General features: G+C 29.5%; 12 protein-coding genes and 1 other RNA gene. 1 reads left to right on the plus strand and 12 read right to left on the minus strand.

Going from position 1 to position 20,959, the window contains the following annotated elements; genetic code table 11:
- Positions 1-2: 2 nt before the first annotated feature.
- From ABCM86_RS01350 to ABCM86_RS01405, 12 genes are all read right to left on the minus strand, one after another.
- The gene (locus ABCM86_RS01350; RefSeq protein WP_343003305.1) at positions 3-617 is read right to left on the minus strand and encodes a hypothetical protein; all 615 of its coding nucleotides are present in this window, start codon (positions 615-617) and stop codon (positions 3-5) included.
- A gap of 16 nt (positions 618-633) precedes the next feature.
- Positions 634-3,228: a BREX-1 system phosphatase PglZ type A gene (gene pglZ / locus ABCM86_RS01355; RefSeq protein ID WP_343003306.1), complete on the minus strand. Its 2,595-nt coding sequence runs from the start codon at positions 3,226-3,228 to the stop codon at positions 634-636.
- Positions 3,229-3,242: 14 nt separating this feature from the next.
- Entirely contained in the window at positions 3,243-6,701 is a 3,459-nt protein-coding gene (gene pglX / locus ABCM86_RS01360) for a BREX-1 system adenine-specific DNA-methyltransferase PglX (protein WP_343003307.1), read from the minus strand.
- Positions 6,702-6,719: 18 nt separating this feature from the next.
- Positions 6,720-10,259, minus strand: coding sequence for a BREX system P-loop protein BrxC (gene brxC / locus ABCM86_RS01365; protein ID WP_343003308.1), 3,540 nt, complete (start codon positions 10,257-10,259; stop codon positions 6,720-6,722).
- Positions 10,260-10,271: 12 nt separating this feature from the next.
- Positions 10,272-10,829 (minus strand): DUF1788 domain-containing protein, encoded by a 558-nt coding sequence (locus tag ABCM86_RS01370; protein WP_343003309.1) that lies wholly within the window; start codon positions 10,827-10,829, stop codon positions 10,272-10,274.
- Between the two features lie 15 nt (positions 10,830-10,844).
- Positions 10,845-11,441 carry a DUF1819 family protein gene (locus ABCM86_RS01375; RefSeq protein WP_343003310.1) on the minus strand — a complete coding sequence of 199 codons (597 nt, stop codon included), beginning with the start codon at positions 11,439-11,441 and terminating at the stop codon, positions 10,845-10,847.
- Between the two features lie 275 nt (positions 11,442-11,716).
- Positions 11,717-12,580, minus strand: coding sequence for an FRG domain-containing protein (locus tag ABCM86_RS01380; protein WP_343003311.1), 864 nt, complete (start codon positions 12,578-12,580; stop codon positions 11,717-11,719).
- Positions 12,581-12,694: 114 nt separating this feature from the next.
- Positions 12,695-13,049: a transfer-messenger RNA gene (ssrA, locus tag ABCM86_RS01385) on the minus strand.
- Between the two features lie 219 nt (positions 13,050-13,268).
- A complete protein-coding gene (smpB, locus tag ABCM86_RS01390; protein ID WP_007285558.1) occupies positions 13,269-13,727 on the minus strand; it encodes an SsrA-binding protein SmpB in 459 nt (152 codons plus the stop codon).
- Between the two features lie 308 nt (positions 13,728-14,035).
- Positions 14,036-14,965, minus strand: coding sequence for an alpha/beta hydrolase (locus tag ABCM86_RS01395; protein WP_343003312.1), 930 nt, complete (start codon positions 14,963-14,965; stop codon positions 14,036-14,038).
- Between the two features lie 181 nt (positions 14,966-15,146).
- Positions 15,147-17,357 carry a ribonuclease R gene (rnr, locus tag ABCM86_RS01400; RefSeq protein ID WP_343003313.1) on the minus strand — a complete coding sequence of 737 codons (2,211 nt, stop codon included), beginning with the start codon at positions 17,355-17,357 and terminating at the stop codon, positions 15,147-15,149.
- A gap of 772 nt (positions 17,358-18,129) precedes the next feature.
- Positions 18,130-18,819, minus strand: a complete 690-nt coding sequence (locus ABCM86_RS01405) for a FadR/GntR family transcriptional regulator (RefSeq protein WP_295734595.1) — start codon at positions 18,817-18,819, stop codon at positions 18,130-18,132.
- Positions 18,820-19,254: 435 nt separating this feature from the next.
- On the opposite strand from ABCM86_RS01405, the gene ilvD reads away from it, so the two are divergent.
- Positions 19,255-20,922 (plus strand): dihydroxy-acid dehydratase, encoded by a 1,668-nt coding sequence (gene ilvD / locus ABCM86_RS01410; RefSeq protein WP_343003314.1) that lies wholly within the window; start codon positions 19,255-19,257, stop codon positions 20,920-20,922.
- Positions 20,923-20,959 lie beyond the last annotated feature (37 nt).

Here is a 20,959-nt window from a genome sequence, read left to right on the forward strand (position 1 = left end):
CGTCATTTTAATAAAATCCATTCTTCATCAACAGGAAATTCTTCTAAATTCCATGCATTATCAATTTTTCTTAAATAAATTTTATGAAGCTTATTTTTTTCATCATAATAATGCAAATATATTCTGTTAAAATAATTTTCATCTATATCATCTGTTTTAATTTCACAAAAATATTCACATTCAAACCTTTCTATACTTCTAGGAGAAATTACAAATGAATATGAACCTTTTTGTGAACCAAAATAATAATCTTTTTCGCTCTTTATCTCTTTTCCAGTACGTGATGTAACTTGTACACTATCTAATTGAAGCATTCGTTTTATTTTTCTATTTTCATTATATAAGTTCAAACTTACATCTCTAATCACTCTAGTCGTATTTGATGTATTTTGAATTTCATATATCACTGGTATAATAAAACCAATATCTCCACATGGTCCATCGTAAAATCCCCATTTTAAATCTTCCATCCCTTTCTGATTAGTAAAGCGATAAAAAATATTTAACTTACCTTTTTTATCAAAGTATCTTTCAGCAATCATTACAAATATACTTGAAATTAATCCAATACCTGCACCAATTAAAAGCATAACTATTTCGTTTATATTCAAATTCATTATAACCCTCTATTCTTTAACTAAAAAAATCAAACTCATCTATAGCAAAGGCAATATCTATTTGGAACTCAACCCTTTGTTGCTCCATGCCTTCTTCATCCACAATAGTTAAATAATATGTATCTGTATTATTATATTTCAATGATTTCAAATTAAATCTACATCTAAAAATACGTTCTTGTCCATTATCGCTAGTTTTATCAGCTATTATCTTTTGTACATCACTAATTTGATTATTATTGCTATCTACAAAATACAATAAATATGTAGCTGCTTCACGGTTATCACAAACGGCTTCTGTTTGATAAAAATCTAGCCAAAATATCATATTACTTATCTTTCGGCTAGATGATAATAAGTTTACAACTACTGGTTTAGTATCATATTTATTTTTATTTTTTTGATACTCTTTAGAATTATTTCTAAGATGGTGATATTCAAGAACTGGGACGACCATTTCTTGTAGACTTATTCCTCCATGTACAAAATTAAGTCCTCCTCCATTCATTTTTATACGTATGCTTTCTCTTGGAGTAAAAGCTTCAAAATCAGTTTTATCACCTAAAAATTTAACTGGCAACAAATACTCTGGTTTTGCTCCTCTTTCCATAATAGCATATCGTCTTCCGCATTCTATATCTTGATTATTAAAATTAATTTTATCTACTTTACTATCTTCTTTTAACGGATTATATGTATATAAGAATCCATGATCTGATGTTACTATAATATTTACACCACTAAAATCATTTACTATTATTCGTATTAGATTCTTAATCTCTGCAATTGCATCATTACATGCAGAGAATACCATATTATCAGAAATATGACTAGCTGCATCTATAGCATCATGATATATGTATATCACTTCCATGCCTTTCACTAAAGCATTACGTTCTGAACGTTTTAATCCTATAATATCATCATATTTAAGTGCTATACTCTTAGAATTTTTTTGTTTTAATACTCTATCACGATAATTACTTTCAGTGTAAACACCATCTGCAATTACTGATAACCTATTATTTTTTAACTCTATATTTAGTTCTTTATGAGGTAATAACGCAGCCATACCAAATTTAGTTATCGTTGGGAATATCGCTTCACAACTATTTAACTCTACTTTACTTTGTGTCTCTCTTTTTAATTGCTCTGACAAATTCACTGCTACTTCATATCTTAATGCATCTGATATTATAACAAATACTCTTGAACTAGCAGTTTCTATATTATCAGTATAGAATGTTTTTTGTTGTGGTACTTCTAAAATACGACCATACTTTTTAAGTTCACTAGCACAAGCATTTGACCAATTTTCTCCTAATTCTTTAAGGAACCAATTTGTATATAATCCTTCAACTATTTCTTTTACACTATTGAATAAATCTTGCAAAGCAGAGTTATATTCTTTTAAACTTTTTGCAAAACAAATATGAAATTCTCTATAATACATATCCATTTTATAATAAGATTCTGTGTAATCTTTCCATATAACCTTAGGCTCTACTGTATGGAATCCACCTGAATATTTTTTATAAAATTCATGCATATGTGCAACTTGTAAAATTCCCTCATAAAAATTTTTTACTTCATCGTACCATTCAAATGTACGTCTTTTTTCTACAGTAGATATAATAACATCTGTAGTTATTATATGATGACTAATTTCTGTCATTAATTTTGTTAATATACATTCGTTAATACATGGTAAACACTCTGTATCAATTAAATCTTCTATCTCCAATTTATTAAATTTATCTGTTAAATTTGCTTCTTTTTCTACAAATCTAGCTATTTTATAAAACTCTTCGGAGTCTTTACTAGCTATCCATTCTGAAACAAAATCATAACAATATGCTTGATGAGATGAAGAAATAAATTTTTCTAATCCTTTTAAATTTTCTGGATGCATTGTTCTAGTTAATGCTGTCAAAATTATGTGTATTGCTAAATTTCTTAGATTAAATTCCTCTTCACTGTATCCAGTTCCTTGTGCTACCATTGCTTCAAAAGCATCTTTTACTTCATAGTTTACAAATCCATTGTATATATTATTTGTATCAGTATCTAAACCAACTTTAATAACTGCACGTATAATTGCATTGGGTTGTGCAGTTTTTATACCACATATGGCTGCCATTACAGCCATATGAAGTTGTGCTGGTTTATTTATATTATTATTTTGTGAAATAATCTTCGCTCTACGATCTTTTGCATTAAAATACTTTCTATATTTTTTTACCTGTTTACGCAAAGCTGTAGTAGAAGAAATCCCCATCTCATCCATCCAAATAGAAATTAAATCAGCACGGAATTCTTCACTATATAATTCAATATCAAGAAGCCAATTTTCTTCTATATCATTATGAACAATTGGATCGTAAACTAAATAGTTATTTTCTTTATCGTCATAAGATAACAACTTTTTTACTTCAAAGTTATTGCTTCCATCTAAAACAATTACTTTAGCATTATCTAATATCATTTCTTCTATTTTATCTTCGAATTCTCTATCCTCATCATACCAAAATATTATACGACGTTCATAAAACTCTGGTAAAGGTTCAGAAAAACGTCTATTTAATTCTTGTATCATATTATTAGCATCCATGCTGTTACCTTCCTTTATTTAATTTTTGCTAATATCTCTTTAAATATTTCATAATTATGTTTAACTCCATCATCTAAATCAATACTAATCATCTGATCTGCTAGATGATGTACTTTTTCTTCATATTCTCTTATCTCGATTTCTTGCTCTTTTAATTTATTTAATTTTTTAGTAAGTTTAACTTTTTCACTTCTAGACGCACTTTCTATGTTTTTTTCAATACTTTCAATTGCACTACGGTATCTAGCTTGTTGCTCATGAACATAATCCGTACGTAAACGTGCAATAGTATCTGGTTGGTAGCGATGGACATACATTAAAGCTTTAAATCCATTTTTTCTACCTGAATCAAATAACCAATAAATTGGTCGTTTTCCAGAGCCAGTTACAGAATAAGTAGAACAGTGATCTTTAAAGAAATCATTTAAGAAATATTTTCTAATTATTTCTCTTGGTGTGCCTCTTCCCCCTAAAGTATCTGAAATAAATTTTAAATTTTCTTCTAAAGTATCACTACCATATACTACTTCAACAAATTCTACAAAGCGACCTACAATATCATCTTCAAAATATTCATCATCACATATAGGTATAATGTTATTTTTATCTGGTTTAAAAGTTTTATATTTAGATTCGTCCCATTCTCTTCCTGCATATGCGAGTCCGTCTACATCAAGTGAATATCTTCCAAACATACAACCAACTGCATAAGAAATAAATGATTTAATATCTCTAGTTAAATCAGCTTTCCTTATCGTTATGTCTTCATCTTTTACTTCTGGAGTTAATTCATCCTGTAACCCATAAATATCTATAAAAATTCTATTCAATTCTTCTTCATTTGATTTTAACTTATAAAATCTTTCTAAACACATACTACTCCATAATTGATTAGCTTCTTTTATACTCAAACCATTAATTAATGGATGTTTTTTAAAATTCCATGAAATTTCGAATGAATCCCAGTCAATTTCAGAAATCAAAATATTTTCTCTTGCAATATCACCAACAACATCCAATTTTGTTTCTTCTATAATAATAGGTAAAGATGCTATATGGCCTGCTTCGTAATTTAAAGTCGGTGATATAACTGAAAGAATACTTTTTGCAACTTTTGAATTGATAAAACCAAAATCATAAAACATAATTTTTTTATCTTCAAAAAAAATACAACATCCTGCAACATCAAAAATAAATCCTTTCGGATAATATCTAAATGATATATCTCCACTAGAAATTTTAGACCAACTTAAGCACTGCTTGAAATATTCACTAATACTTTTTATTGTTCTTGTTGGGGTTTTATATAATGATTTAGCATATTCTTTTACTTCAAATCCGTCATTTTCATAATTAATAACATAGTTAATATTCCCATACCATTTTCTAAATTCTCCACCCTTATTATATGGATACCATTTTTTACACGAAAGTATCGCTTCTTGTGAAGATGCACATCCAATACCAATCTTTTCAAAGTCTACCTCATGCCACATTCTTAAAAAACGATTATTATCTGATGTAGCCATACCTTGTCTAGTATCACCTTTATTTTTTAACATTTCGCCAATAGAAAAATTTTTTAATAAAACTTCACTAATCCAATATGCAATAGGACATAAAGGTATTTTAAAATAATTATCTTTTGAGGTTTCAAAAAAATATCCACAATCTTTATTTTGTATAGCTTCTAGAACTTTTTTATTTTGTACATCCATATCTCCCTTAAAATCCTCAAGTCTAATATACAAACCATTATTTTCTAAGTATTCATTTTTTAATACAAAAGAACAAATATCTACTGTAGCCTCTTTAAAAAAAGCACCTTTAGCCATTTGAATAAGTGTTATAATCGATTTTTTATTAAGAATAAATCTACGTAGATTCTCATAACTTTTTGTAAACATCCATGTATTTGGTGACATAAATCCACAATATCCACCTAATTTACAATAATCAAAATTTCTATAAATAAATACACTAAATAAATCCAAACCATAATCTTTATAATTATTTACTATATACTTTTTTAATTTATAATTATAATTATTTAAATAAGGGGGATTAGTCACAACAATTGTATATTTTTTTGAAAGCATCTCTCCTACTTTTACAATTGGAAGTAATTCCTCCAATATTATTTCTGTATATATACTATTTTCTTTTATAATTTCATCAAATCTTGCATAAATAATTTTAAAATTAATTTCAGGTATTTTAATAATAGAGCCATATTCTTTAGCATCCTTGAAGCTACAAATTAATTTATTAATTTCAAATTTTAATTCCTCTTTATCATTTATAAAATATTTTAAACAATGTATATCCAAATTATCACTTTCTTTAATCGAATATAAATTAGGTTGAATTCTATGTTTAAAGAAACGACTATCATATTGACGAGCCTTCATCATAATGGCAAAATACGCCAATTGAGATGCTCGTTCATCAATATCTAATCCATATAAATTATTTTCTATAATAAATTTTACTGCTTCATTATTTGTATATCCGTACTCTGAATAAATTTTTATAAATACATCAAACGCATATACTAAAAAGTGTGCTGATCCCATACACGGGTCAAATAATGTTAATTTATTTGGAATTATATTCTCATCAATAATATTAATAAATCCGTCTCTAGGCTCAATAAAATATTCTAAATCATTTTTTAAATCACTTTCAGAATTTCTTTCAACCCAGTATCTCCCCAAAGAGTTATCTATAATATATTTAACTATCCAATCTGGAGTAAACAATTGAGTTTCTGCAGGAATATCTTCTTTTTCAATCTTATTAGATTTTGGTCTATTATCTATTTTTTCTTTAACTTCAATATTATAATATTGATATAGCCATCCTATAATTTGAACTTGTTCTTTCCAATCATCTTCTTTAATATTTTTTATCATTCGATCTATAATACTTTCTTGACGAAGTAAATAATCTGGAAACAACAATTCTGTATAATCGTTAATTTTTTGAAACATTCCTGGTAAAATTGCATTTAATGCATTACATTGTTTTATTAAAAGATATTTATACAACTCATCTATTTCATTATTTTCTTTATATTTATATATCTTATCTATATTTAAACCTTCAATATCTAAATGAATTGCTTCTGTCAAAATTTGTGGTTTGAAATTATTTTCATCATCCGTAAATACACGTACATGAGTAGGTAAATAACCATTAACCTCCATAAATCTCAAAGCACAAAAACGATTAAACCATGTATAAGCCACTTCTTCTATAACTTGATAAAATCCTTTTATTTCAATTTGTTTAATTAAATCTTGTCGTTGTCCTTTTTCAATATCATTTAATAACTTTCCATCAATACTATCTACATCAGCATCCACTATTTCATTTTCTGTAATTCCATATTCCAAAGCCTTTTGAGTAACACGTTCAATAAGTTCATTTCTTGCCCAAACAGCATAATTCTTTATTGCATTTTTATCCATGATTATCCCCCTAATCCACTATTTCAACTTTATACCATCACAATTTTTTATAAGTTGTTTTAGCTGACTCCTCATTTTTTCAACATAATCATCTACATCTTTTTCTGTTTTTAAAGTCTTTGAAGGAAAAATAGCTTGTCTATGTACATCCTTTATATTCTCTTTCTTAGGCTCATTACCCCCTTTATTTTCTTCCCCTTTAGGTGGTTGTACTGGTTTAAGCATTATTTCAATAGTTTCGAATGCATTATCTTTATATAAAATCATTGGTGAAATTAATCCATCTAGTAATGCTAAGCTTTCTGTATTGCTAATTGCATTTTTCTTTTGTGTAAAATAATTATCAGATTTAGTAATAACTTCTTTTACTCTAGGCTCCCCATCAGCTCTAGTATGAATTTCTTCCATACATTGACGAACTACTTCTAATATATCTGCTCTTTTTTCTTTTAACAATTCATCATGAATAGATTTTACAATTGGCATCAAAGTATTTAACTTAGGAATTTGTTTATAATTATATCTAGAACCACTTTGTACTAAAGTAATCAAACGAATTTTATTAAGTGCATCATTCGCTTCTTTATTATTTTCTATATATTCAAGGTCATCTCTAAGATTAGCTTCAAATTCAACAGCCTTATCAAATATAGCTACTTGGTTATTAAAGAAGCCTTCTACATTTTGCATATCTTCTTTATTATCATAAAGATCTTCTTGTTTTTTAATTATTTCATCAACTAGCGCAATATTATCGCTTTTTTTAGAAAGTATTTCGTTAGTCAAAGAGATTGAATTTTTAACTAATACATTATCTGGATACTTATGCCCATCATAAAGTCTGTCTAACTCTTCATAATGAGATTTTTGTTCTTCAAATTTTTGTATAATGAATTTTATTAATCCGTCTTCATCATTAGGTACATCCATAATATCAAAATAATCTCTTAAGAAATTTTTTATCTGTCTAATTTTATTAATAGGTATTACAATACGCTTACTTATAGATACTTTACCTATTTCTGTCTTTTTTCGAAGCATATCTGGTAATTTAGGGTTATCTGCTTGAATAGTTACTCCAGCATATTTAATAGTTACCTTTTGCTCATAAATTAAAAGTGCGACAACTGCTGCTATATCAATTTCTCTCCATCCATAAGGTACAGCACTATATCTTTTTTGAATATCTGCCATTGAAGTAGGTAAATTTTTAATATTTTGCATTTCTAAATATTCTTCTATATTTGCCGCAGCATCACGATTATCTGCATATCCAGGAATTAACCCAGTATATGAAGAGCCATTAAGTATTGAAATAACATCTGCATCTGAATCAAAATTTTTTGTTATTAAACTTAAATTATTATATACATGAGAGACTAAATACTCTAAAGCTTGATCTATTTTAGATTTTGGTTCTTTGCCCTTTGTTTGAATATGTTCCTTATCCACATAAAATTCCGCACTTAAAATAGCTTTATTTAATTCTTCCATAGCAGTGATTTCATATTTTGTAGCCTCATCTTGTTGGTTTCTTATAATATCTTGTACTGATTTTGGAAGTTGGCTTACATTTCGTTGTTTTATATACTTTCTAATCTTCATAGCATTTTCTAATGCTTCATAATATAACGTATCTCCAAGAACAACTATTGCCTGTTTATCTGAATCAGTCACTAATTTAAGTTCTGTCTTTTGTATTGTATCAGTTGCAATTGTTAAAAAACGTAATTTCATACCACCTGTTGTTGACCCTATAATCATTCCATCAACCATTGCATCAAAAGCAAAGTCATATTTTCCGTATCTATATTTTTTAGCTGTATATATATCTCCAAATATCATTTGACCAATACGGTTTACAATATCTGCTGTATCTACTGGTGTATTTTTAATTTCTCTTTGTATATCTTGTTCTTCATCTGTAAGGAAATTATAAGTATCACCTGTTCTAGCAATATAATTTTGGCTTAATAATCTATCTAATGATTGACGTACTTTTTCTCTCATTGTAATCTTATCTATGTTAATATTGTTAGCCATAAGTATAACAATGTTATCAATATTAGCTTTAATATCATTATCAATGTAACGAATTAAATATAAAAGTTTCAAAATATCCACATCTTGTTTTTCTATACCATGACCTTTTTCAGCTGCACGATCACAACGTTCAATAACTCTACGAATTGAACTATCTAAAAAAGTATGTACTGTATCATAAAAATAAAAAAATGGAACTAAAGAATACTCATCTTTTTCTTGTATCTTTTGTACAGCTTCTTGGAACCCTGATAACATAGAACGCTCTCCACCAGATAGATGTTTTCCTGAATTTCCATGTTTACGTATTTCTGCAAATACTTTTTGCATTATAATAAATTGATATGGAACAAATGGAAAATTAATTGCAAATTCATTACCTCCAGAATAGCCTTTTATATCCAAAACAGAATCACTAAAGCTAAATAAATTACGTAAAATAGAATTATTTTTTGTATATAATTTTTCTAGTTCAACTGAAACCTCAGGCTTTTTCTTTAATATACGCTTTTGTATAACTTCATCAACAGAAGATGAAGACAAACTTAATCTTGTTTTAAAACGAGCTTGGATACGTGAAAATTCATCTGCGCGTACTTTTATAATTTCATCAATTGCTTCTTGTCCTGTACAAACAACCCATACCTTGCCATTACATTTACTACCTATTTCCTCTACTAAAGATTGTAAATTTAAAAGCATATCTGTATCTGTCCCAACATATTGTCCAACTTCATCTATCATAAATAACAAACGAAAATCTTTAGGTTTATTGTCTACATATTCCTTTATCTCAGAAACTAATTGAGCTATACTCATATCAACCTCATCTGTATTATCAAACCAATTATGCGCTGATATCTCACTCATTCCCAAAACTTCTACCAAAGTATCTACAACATCATCTTCAAAAAATGCAAAAGCATCCCTAGTTGAAACCCATGCTTCGCCATTTTTTTCTTCAAATACACTACGAAACTGCTCTGTTTTTCCTTGTTTCTCTATAAATTGCTCTAATTTAGCAACCTTTAAGTTTTCTCCATAAAATCCTAAATGATTATAAAACATTTTAGCAAAAACACGCATTACAGCAGTCTTATCCTTATTGATAGATCCTTCAATATCTATATTGAATAAAATCGTTTCTGTATCATTTTTAGTCGATTTATCAATAAGCATAAAAGTTGCTGGATCATCATCAAATTTGTCACGGAATCTTTCCACAGTTTTTATACCTTTTACTTCTTTATTTTCTAATATATAAGAAAGCATTTTTAAAAAGTGAGATTTACCACTTCCAAAAAAGCCCGAAATCCATACACCGATGTCAACTGTAGGTTCATCAAACGCATCACTATAAGAGTTAAAAAAACTAATAAAATGCTTCTTTAATTCTTTTGTAATTACATATTCATTCAGCTCTTGCTCTATAATATTACTAACATCTTGATTTACTTGTATTACTCCTTGTATTTTACGATTAATGTCATTTTCAAACATATCACGAATAATCATTTATACTCCCCCTTATATTACATTAAAAGCTCTATAATAATTATTAGGTTTTAATCTATTAAATAACTTAACTTGATGACCATCAAATACACCTGGATAAAAAACTAAAATCGGTATATCAGCAAAGTATGGTTGTAAAGACTCTAACAAGGAGTGAATTCTCATAAATGGAAATACCTCTCCTATTCCTGTCAATACTAATACATCTCCTATATTATGTGGTTCATATTTGATTCTTTCTACAAATGTAGCACTAGTAACAATATTCTGTAATTCCTTTAACAATTTTTCTTTTCCCTTAGCTTTTTCCATTTTAGGAATCATTTTAGTTATACGCTTATCATCACATATAGAAATAAATACTTCATATAAATTAAATTCTATTAAATTACAATTTAAAGTCTTATCATCTTTTATTTTTTTTACAAAATGTCTAACCGACATTTCATCTTCTGGTTCATAACAAAAAATTCTAATATTAATTTCATTACTTAGACCTTTTCCTTCCAAAAAATCTGTATTTTGAACTAATAACTTTACTTTATCTAATCTTTCGTTTATATTCCCCAATTTCTATACCCCCTTCTATGGGAAACAATTAAAAGCTGGTAGTAGAATATTTTCCCCTTTACTTATAATCACATTTTCTAAGAGTGGATTTAATAATACTGGATTTAGATACTCTGATTTAGTATTATCAAGGTATTCATTCTCTACAAGCACTTTTTTTATAACTTGTTTTATCTTATTTATGGTTGTTTCACTCCAAGTTGATACCGTGTTATCTTGTTCTTGTAATCGCATAAAAAATATATTCAAATCCAATCTACTAAAAGTACTTTCTTTTAAACGATACTTTTCCCCTATAACAGTAACCATAAAGTCCCAAATTAGTTTACTTTGTTTCATCATTGCATATAAACATATCTGTTTTGATACATCAACAGGTTGACTTGCAATAGCTTCAATTAAAGAGTATTCTTCCATCGCTCTTAACCTATTTATGCATGCTAAAGCCATTCTTTTTATTGATTTTTCTGTAGGATATTGAAATAAATTATTTTTTATAATAGTTTCTACTATTTCATAATCGTCCATCCCTGTAGTCAATAACTTGGCTGTTGTTCTCATTTCAAAAAATAGAAATTGCTCTCTAGTAATAGATGCCTTATATTTATTCATTGCTGTTTTTCACTTTACCCTTTCTATTCTTATTTATTCTTATAAAATTTTATATAATTTATTTATTTCACCTCGCTTTTTTATAATGTTTGTATATAATTAATTATATCACCATTATTTGGTAAATTTGTCCATATTTAGCGTGAGAATAAATTATAAATTTAAATAAATGAACAAAAAAATAAGAGCCTACTAAGTTAAAAACTTAGTAGGCTCTTATAGCATCATCAATCAACAATTTCTTAATCCATAAATATATTTACTTAAAAACCATATTAAAAGTCTATATTATTTGATATACAATCATTAACATATTCTGCAAATTTATATAACTCAGGATGTAAGGTAGCCTTGGATATACCAAAACATTTTAATTGTTGTAATATAGTTTCTTTTGAATTACTTGGAATCTTAATTCTTTTATTAAATTTAATCTCTTTTTCTTCTAACCCATATATAATAAATGCTCCACTTTGTCTAATAATTCTAGGGTTATCTTTTTTAGGAATTATAAAATAATTTCGTAATAAATGTTTTGGATTAATTATATTTTCAAATGCTGGATTTTCTTTTTTTACTTCATGTAATAGTCTTTTCACTGTATCTTCATTATTAAATCCCTCAATATCACTGTCTATATTATTACAATCACCATATTCTTTAGCCTTTTTTAACAAAAAATTCTTATCATTCTCATTAAATCTAGGTAATGAAGATAATATTGAAACAGTATCACTATCAAATTGTTTTATTTCATTATCCTGTGGAGTAAAAATATAAACACAACCATCTGTATTATGATTATTTTTATCATCACAGGCAAAATATAATGCAACTAAAGCATTAGTTGTAACATCTAATAATCTTGTAGGTACTCCATAATGTTGCATTTTAGATAAAATATCAATATGTTTCATATTTTTATCAAACTCATTTGAACATTCTGCAAGTACCTTTAAATATATATTTTGTTCTTTTCTCTTTACTTTTCCTCTAAATACAGATGGTACTAATTCATATTTAATATCACTTTGCCCCCTATAAAATATTCCATCTCTTGACTTTTGAATTAATGGAGGTAGTTCTCTTATAAATTCCTCTATATTTCTTATCTCTATTATATATTCTATATCTTCCAAATATCTTTCCCCCTATTTATTAGATTTTTATATTATTTAATACTATTACTGAAGGATTTTATACAAAAAAAGGTATCAACATAATCCCTATGTCAATACCTTCTCATAATCTACTGGTGGAGATGAGGGGAGTCGAACCCCTGTCCGCAAGCCTATTCCTCGCTGCATCTACGTGTGTAGCCATCTGTATTAGTATCTCGCCTTTGATGTCGTCCAGTGGCAGACTACATCATCGGCCAGCCCCAATTAGTCCACTTCAGGTCGAGGCACCCAAGAAGTAGTTCCCTGCATAGATGATGTCCAGTCTTAGCCGGCAGGAGGGCTAAGAGGGACAAGCAGCGGTTATTAAGCTGCTAAAGCGTAATTTTCGTTTGCGTTTATTTTAATTCCCCAGGTTTAACGTGATCTAGAGGAGTAACACGACACGCAGCCTCAAGTTCCAAACCCACGTCGAAACCTTTACACCCCCATGGATGTTTAGAGTCTTTGAGACTTTTGCAAACTGTTATTTGTTCCACCATATTCAGTTGTATATTTTAAATATTATTGTATTAATAATATAATACTTTTTAGTTAAAAAATCAATGAAATATTTTTCATTTGTTACATAAACATAGAAACATTATATATCTTGTCTTGTTTGACTTATATTAATATAACTTTTCTATTATTATGTTGTATAATTTCTTTAGTATCTTCCTGACATTTCTCTTTCGATACGTCTTTGTGCGTCTTTTTTCGCCATATCTTGACGTTTGTCATAAAGCTTTTTACCTTTTGCAAGTGCTAATTCTACTTTAACTTTACCGTTTTTAAGGTACATGTTAAGCGGAATTAATGAGTAACCTTTTATAGTTGTCGCCCCTATTAACTTTCTGATTTCAGATTTGTGAAGAAGGAGCTTTCTCGGTCTCATTGGGTCCAATTTGTAGAAAGAGTTCCCTTGTTCGTATGGGCTTATATGAACTTGTTTTAGGAAAACTTCAGAGTTATCCACAGATGCAAATCCATCTTTAAGGTTTACTCTACCCATTCTAAGTGATTTAACTTCTGTTCCTTTTAATTCGATTCCACATTCGTATGTTTCTTCTATAAAGTATTCATGTCTTGCTTTTTTGTTTGTCGCTAAATTTTTAGTTCCTGCCATACTTTCACCTTCTTTTTTTATTAATTTTATTACTCATTGCCTTTATTAATTATTATACTAAACTGATTTATAATTTATCATAGTTTACCAATTTAGTCAAGTTCTCCATAATTCTATTTAATAATTATTCTCATTTTTCTATCTAAAATGCAATACTTTAATTATTATAAACAGTTTTGCGATTTCTACTCTATTATTATACTATAATTATGTCCAAAATTTACAGCTTATACAAAAAACGCATAAAAAAGGATGAATCATCCACCATATATTCAACTAATAATCCATCCAAATATACACCTATTTTTTTATATTCTCTTCATATGTTTTTCAAAAAAGTCATCTATTAAATCGATAACCTCGTTTTGCCAAAATCCCGGTCCGCAGTGGTCTTGTCCCATTATTTTATAAATTGTGCTGTCTTTGTGTTCTGCTAACAGTTTTTCATGTAGCATGGCGCTTTGTTCAAATGGAACGATTCTGTCTTTGCTCCCGTGGAAAATTATTATCGGCGGTATGTCCCTACCTTTTGTAATGTAATTTAGTACATTTGCTTTTTGTGCTTTTTCTTCATTCTTTGTAACATCTACTTTTCCTATCAATATTCCGACTGGGCTGTCGGCAACTGTGTAGTCTGCTGTTGTGGGTGCATCGTTCATTTTTGTGATGTCTGTCGGTCCATAAAAGTCGACTATCCCGTTTACTTTGTCAGAATAATCGCCGTAGTCATCTGTGTCAAGGTCAGCTACACCACTTGTAATCCCAGTAATCAACGATATATGTGCCCCTGATGAATCGCCCCATAGGAATATGTTGTTTGGGTCTATTTTGTACTCTTCTGCGTTTTTTCTCAAAAATCTTATTGCTGTTTTTACATCTTGAACTTGTGCTGGGAAAGGCGCGTCTTCTGCTGATCTATATTGGACAATCGCCACGATGTATCCTTTGTCTGCTAATTTTGATAAGTTTCCAATGTTAAGATACAGCTTTTGTTTTATCCAACCTGACCCTTGTACAAAGACAACGCATGGTAATTTCTCCATATGTTCAACTGTGTAATAAGGCATCAAAAACTGTAATTTTAGTTGTTTTCCATCTCTTTCGATATAATTCACATACCTTTTGCAGACTATCGACGCAATATCATCATCAAATTCTATTACGTTCATCCCCTTGGCAGTCGTATGTGATTCTGGAAATTCCTCATAACTGTACTGTACTGGTTCTACCATACTCATTCCTCCACTTCAATGTATTTTTAAAAATTTACACATTAAAAAAGGGACATTATAAAATATCACTGTCTATTTTATAATATCCCTTATATAAACTTTTATCAACTATTTTACGTTGTATCTTAGTAGCATTTTCGCCATTTTTCAACAGTTTTGCTTAAAACTAAATACTAATTCCAACCTATTACTCAGCGTCTTTTTCGTCAGCTTCATTTACTTCTGCTAAGTTACCATCAACAACGCTGTCTACTAATCTGTTGTCTTCTTTAACAGATACAAGCTCGAAGTCTATCTCTCTAAAATCTACATTTACTTTGCTAACTTTAATTCTAACTTGGTCACCTATTCTGAACACTCTCTTTGTTCTTTCTCCTACTAATGAGTAGCTGCTTTCGATGTAGTTGTAATAATCGTCAGTCATATCGACCATTCTGATTAATCCCTCTACTGTGTTTTCTAATTCAACAAACATACCGAATGATGTAACGCTTGAGATTGTTCCGTCGAATTCTTGACCGATTCTATCTTCCATATAAACAGCTTTGTAGTAATCGTGTACATCTCTTTCTGCTAATTCAGCTTCTCTTTCTTGTTCTGAAGATTGGTTAGATGCGTACTCAACTATATTTGCAAGTTGTTCACTTCTCTTTGGAGTTAATTTGCCGTTTAGTTGTTCTTTTATAATTCTGTGTATTTGTAAGTCTGGGTATCTTCTTATTGGTGATGTAAAGTGGCTGTAGTATTGTGCCGCTAAACCGAAGTGACCCACACATTGTGGTGCGTATCTCGCTTGTCTCATACTTCTAAGCATGATTGTGCTTATTGCTTCTTCTTCTGGAGTTCCTTTTATTAAGTTTAAAACTCTTTGGATTTCTTTTGGATGAATTTGTTCTAAATCACCTTTTAAAGCATATCCGAAAGTTGCAACGAACTTGCTTAATGTCTCCATTTTTTCTGCTGCAGGAATCTCATGTATTCTGTAAACGAATGGAGTTTGTAACCAGAAGAAATGCTCTGCTACTGTTTCATTAGTTACAAGCATAAACTCTTCTATCATTCTGTTTGATATTCTTCTTTCATATGACTTGATATCTGCTACTTTTCCTTCTGAATTTAAGATTATTTTTGATTCAGGGAAATCAAAGTCGATTGATCCTCTTCTCTCTCTTCTTTTCATAAGAATTCTCGCTAAGTCTTCAGCATTGTGGAATTCTTCTACTAAATTAGAGAAAGTAGATTTTAATTTTTCATCGTCTTTTTCTAATATGTCAGATACTTCTGTATAAGTCATTCTAGCTTTTGAGTTTATGATTGACTCTGCTATGTCGTATTTTATAACTTTTCCGTCAGCGTTTATTTCCATAAATACTGATAAAGTTAATTTATCTTCAAATGGATTTAAACTACATACTCCGTTTGAAAGTTGTTTTGGAAGCATTGGTATTACTTTATCAACTAGATAAACTGAAGTTGCTCTTTTTATCGCTTCTTTATCTAGTTTTGAATGTTCTCTAACATAGTGAGAAACATCGGCGATATGAACACCTAATTTGTAGTTTCCGTTTTCTAATACTTCGATTGAAACTGCATCATCTAAGTCTTTTGCATCTTCACCATCTATTGTGAATGTTTTTAAATCTCTTAAATCCATTCTTCTATCTATTTCTTCTTGTGGTATTGGAACGATAACTCTGTCTGCTTCTTCTAATACTTTGTGTGGGAATTCTTCTGGTAGTCCATGTGCTCTTATTATTGAGTCGATTTCTACCCCACGTTCTCCCTTTTGACCTATAACTTCTATTATTTTACCTTCTGGCTTTCTTCCTTCTGTCGGCCAAACTGTGATTTTGCATACTACTTTGTCGTTGTCTTTCGCTCCTGAGAAGAATCTGCTTGGAACGTATATATCTTGTGTAAATTTCTTGTTATCTGGTATAACAAATCCAAAGTTTTTATTTGATAATTGGAAAAGACCTATAACAGTTTCGTTTTCTCTTTTTAATACTTTAACGATAGCTCCTTCGGCTCTTTTGCCTTCTGATGCTGGTTTAACTATCTCAGCCATTACTCTATCTCCATTTAATGCTCCATTTATATCATCTGGACCTATAAATAAATCTTGTGTGAATTCCTCATCTGATTCAACAAATCCGAATCCCTTTCTATGAGATATGAATTTTCCAACAAAGTATCCCATAGCGCTTGGTGTCATAACTCTACCTTTTTTAGATATAATTAAATATCCTTCATCTTGTAATTCCTCTAAAAAGTTGTTGAATAACGGCATCTCACATGAATGTATGTCAAATATTAATGCTAATTCTTCTTTTTTTAGGGGATTATATGCTTTTTCGTTTATAAGACCTAATAATTTCTCTTTTATTTCCGGTGTCATTTGGAATCCTCCCTTTACTGTATTTCTTAAATTAATTCATTAAAAGTGTTTACTCTAATCTATATGTTGTAATTTTTAATTTATTTAGGTTTACATGTTATTTAGATGTTAAAGTTTTAATATCCTCTATTTTTTAATATATTTATCTTATATTTTCAATTATTTTCACTATCTTAATTTTCTAGATTTTTTTTAATATATTATTAATTTTTCTCTACCACAAATCTATGGATAAGTATAGTTTTTATTAATATTTTTCAAAAATCTATCTTTATTTAATGCTCTTTAGGATAAAGATTTTTATTAAAATTTTGTATTTGCCTATTTAATTTTAGATAATATTTATAGTTTTCCTATAAATATTTTTATTTATGTATTTGGCCACTTTTATATTTTAATGAATTTTAATCCAAATCAATATTATACTTGATTTGCAAAATATTTTATAGATTTTCGTAGGAGAATTTTTCTTTTTTTGTAAGTATATGAAATTCGCTTCGCTCATAGCGCCAACGAATCAAAGATTCCGTTGCTTGAAATTCGCTTTGCTCATGGCGCCAACGAATCGAAGATTCCGTTGCTTAAAATTCGCTTCGCTCATTATAATAAATTTTTATATAATTAAAAATCGGTGTAGAGTAACACCGATTTTCTTAGTTCTGTTCAATTAAACAACTCTATACGCTATTTCCGTATATTTAAACCTGAGACCATCTTTGTGAGTGTGTATTCGTCACAATGTCATTATTGGCAGGTTAATCAATTTTTATACCTATATTAATCTATCATTAAATCCAAAGCTATCGATTGTGTGGATGATATGGAGGTTCATCGCTGTTTTTGCCCCTTCTGCATTTCTATCTTTCATAAAATCCATAATTAGCTTGTGATCTTTTAATGTTAATTCTGTTGCTTTTTCGTATTGTTTTGAAAGTTGGACACTTTCGTTTATCGCTTTGCTGATAATCGGTACTAATTCTTTCATAAATGAGTTACCGCTAGCCTTTGCAATAGCGTTGTGAAACAGTTGTTCCGCTATTGTTCTGTCTTCGTTATTTAGGATTTTTTGCTCTACCATTTCGCCGTATTCGATTATTTTTTCAATCTCGCTGTCACTTGCCCTCTTTGTCGCATAATATGCACCCATAGGTTCTATAATCAACCTCATCTCCAATAAATCCGCCAAATCGGATGAATGTCCTTTTAAGTCTGAAAGTGTGAAATTGTCTACTTCGTCACTTTTTACAAATGTTCCTTTTCCTCTTCTAATTTCTACTATATCTTTTAAGACGAGCATTTTTATAGCCTCTCTCAATGTCGTTCTGCTCACATTTAAAATAGATGATAGCTCTGTTTCATTAGGCAATTTGTCCCCCACTTTAAATTGTTTTTTTATTGTTATCATATCTAGTATTTCATCAGCTGCTTGCTCTGATAATGATTGTGATTTTTTATATTCCATATTCTCCACCCCTTGATTTTTATTTATATACCATGCTATTACTTGTTACATTGCTTTTATTTATATATCTAGGTATTAATTATTATCTTAGTTTATATCTACACAATTTTTTATTTCGCATTACTTTTTATTAATTTTTCTCTTATTATTCAATATTTTCAGTATTTTTAAATTTTTCTATAAGTAATTATTGACATCATATGTTAAATGTATTAGTATGATGTTATATTATTTATAGGAAAATAATACCTCATAATATAATGATTATCAATAGTTTTAAATTAAAAAGTCTGAATCTTTAAATTTTTGTATATAATTTTGAATTTAACAGATATTTAAAATTTATGTTTCAGAACTTATGAAACCAATAAAAACAATAAATTATAAAATTTTACATTAAATGAATATATTTTAAATTTTAGGGGGATAATAAAGATGAGAAGTGATGCAGTAAGAAAAGGGATGCAACAAGCACCCCATCGTTCATTATTTAATGCTTTAGGGCATACTGAAGAAGAAATGAGAAAACCTTTAATAGGTATAGTAAGTTCATACAACGAAATAGTTCCTGGTCACATGAACTTAGACAAAATCGTAGAAGCAGTTAAACTTGGTGTAGCTATGGCAGGAGGAACTCCTGTAGTGTTCCCAGCAATCGCAGTTTGTGACGGTATAGCAATGGGACATATCGGTATGAAATATTCACTAGTTACAAGAGACTTAATAGCTGACTCTACTGAGTGTATGGCTATGGCTCACCAATTCGACGGATTAGTTATGATTCCTAACTGTGACAAAAACGTACCTGGATTATTAATGGCAGCAGCTAGAGTTAATATACCAACTGTATTTGTCAGCGGTGGTCCTATGCTTGCTGGTCGTGTTAAAGGCGAAAAAAGAAGTCTATCAAGTATGTTTGAGGCAGTAGGTTCTTTCGCTGCTGGAACTATGGACGAAGATGATGTTTTAGAATTTGAAAGCAAAGTTTGTCCAACTTGCGGTTCATGTTCTGGTATGTATACTGCCAACAGTATGAACTGCTTAACTGAAGCTTTAGGAATGGGTCTTAAAGGAAACGGAACTATTCCTGCTGTATATTCAGAAAGAATAAAACTTGCTAAACATGCAGGTATGAAAGTAATAGAATTAGTAGAAAAAGACATCAAACCAAGAGACATAATGACTGAAAAAGCATTCCAAAATGCTCTAACTGTAGATATGGCGCTAGGTTGTTCTACTAACTCAATGTTACACTTACCAGCAATAGCAAACGAGGCTGGAGTTGATTTAAACGTAGATATAGCTAACGAAATAAGCTCAAAAACTCCAAACCTTTGCCACTTAGCTCCTGCAGGATACACATACATGGAAGACTTAAACGAAGCTGGTGGAGTTTATGCAGTTATGAACGAATTAACTAAGAAAAACTTACTTAACTTAGATATAATGACTGTTACTGGTAAAACTGTAGGCGAAAATATCGCTAATTGTATAAATAAAGATCCAGAAACAATAAGACCAATCGAAAACCCATATTCAGAAACTGGTGGTATAGCTGTCCTTAAAGGAAACTTAGCTCCTGATTCTGGTATAGTTAAACAATCTGCCGTTGTTCCTGAAATGTTAGTACACGAAGGTCCAGCAAGAGTATTCGACTGTGAAGAAGATGCTATAGCTGCTATAAAAGGTGGTAAAATCGTAGCTGGCGACGTTGTTGTAATAAGATATGAAGGACCAAAAGGTGGACCAGGTATGAGAGAAATGCTTAACCCTACTTCTGCAATAGCTGGTATGGGATTAGGTTCTAGTGTAGCTCTTATAACTGACGGTCGTTTCTCTGGTGCATCTAGAGGGGCATCAATCGGACACGTTTCTCCAGAAGCTGCTGTTGGCGGACCGATAGCTCTTGTTGAAGAAGGAGACTTAATAAAAATAAATATAAAAGAAAAAACTTTAGATTTTGTCGTTTCAGATGAAGAATTAGCAAGAAGAAAAGCTGCTTGGACTCCTAGAGAACCAAAAGTAACTACTGGTTATTTAGCAAGATATGCTTCTATGGTTACATCTGGTGACAAAGGCGCAGTATTAAAAGCAAATAAATAATTGAAATCTTTTCAATCTTAATATGGGCTAAGTCATC

Origin of the sequence: Clostridium sp. 2218st1_F5_2218SCRN_220325 (assembly GCF_039062665.1) — a bacterium.
Taxonomy (GTDB): domain Bacteria; phylum Bacillota; class Clostridia; order Peptostreptococcales; family Peptostreptococcaceae; genus Intestinibacter.

Coding starts and splice junctions, on each gene's coding strand:
- ABCM86_RS01350 (WP_343003305.1), bottom strand. CDS start 617: ATGAATTTGAATATAAACGAAATAGTTATGCTTTTAATTGGTGCAGGT.
- pglZ (WP_343003306.1), bottom strand. CDS start 3,228: ATGGATGCTAATAATATGATACAAGAATTAAATAGACGTTTTTCTGAA.
- pglX (WP_343003307.1), bottom strand. CDS start 6,701: ATGGATAAAAATGCAATAAAGAATTATGCTGTTTGGGCAAGAAATGAA.
- brxC (WP_343003308.1), bottom strand. CDS start 10,259: ATGATTATTCGTGATATGTTTGAAAATGACATTAATCGTAAAATACAA.
- ABCM86_RS01375 (WP_343003310.1), bottom strand. CDS start 11,441: ATGAATAAATATAAGGCATCTATTACTAGAGAGCAATTTCTATTTTTT.
- smpB (WP_007285558.1), bottom strand. CDS start 13,727: ATGGCAGGAACTAAAAATTTAGCGACAAACAAAAAAGCAAGACATGAA.
- ABCM86_RS01395 (WP_343003312.1), bottom strand. CDS start 14,965: ATGAGTATGGTAGAACCAGTACAGTACAGTTATGAGGAATTTCCAGAA.
- rnr (WP_343003313.1), bottom strand. CDS start 17,357: ATGACACCGGAAATAAAAGAGAAATTATTAGGTCTTATAAACGAAAAA.
- ABCM86_RS01405 (WP_295734595.1), bottom strand. CDS start 18,819: ATGGAATATAAAAAATCACAATCATTATCAGAGCAAGCAGCTGATGAA.
- ilvD (WP_343003314.1), top strand. CDS start 19,255: ATGAGAAGTGATGCAGTAAGAAAAGGGATGCAACAAGCACCCCATCGT.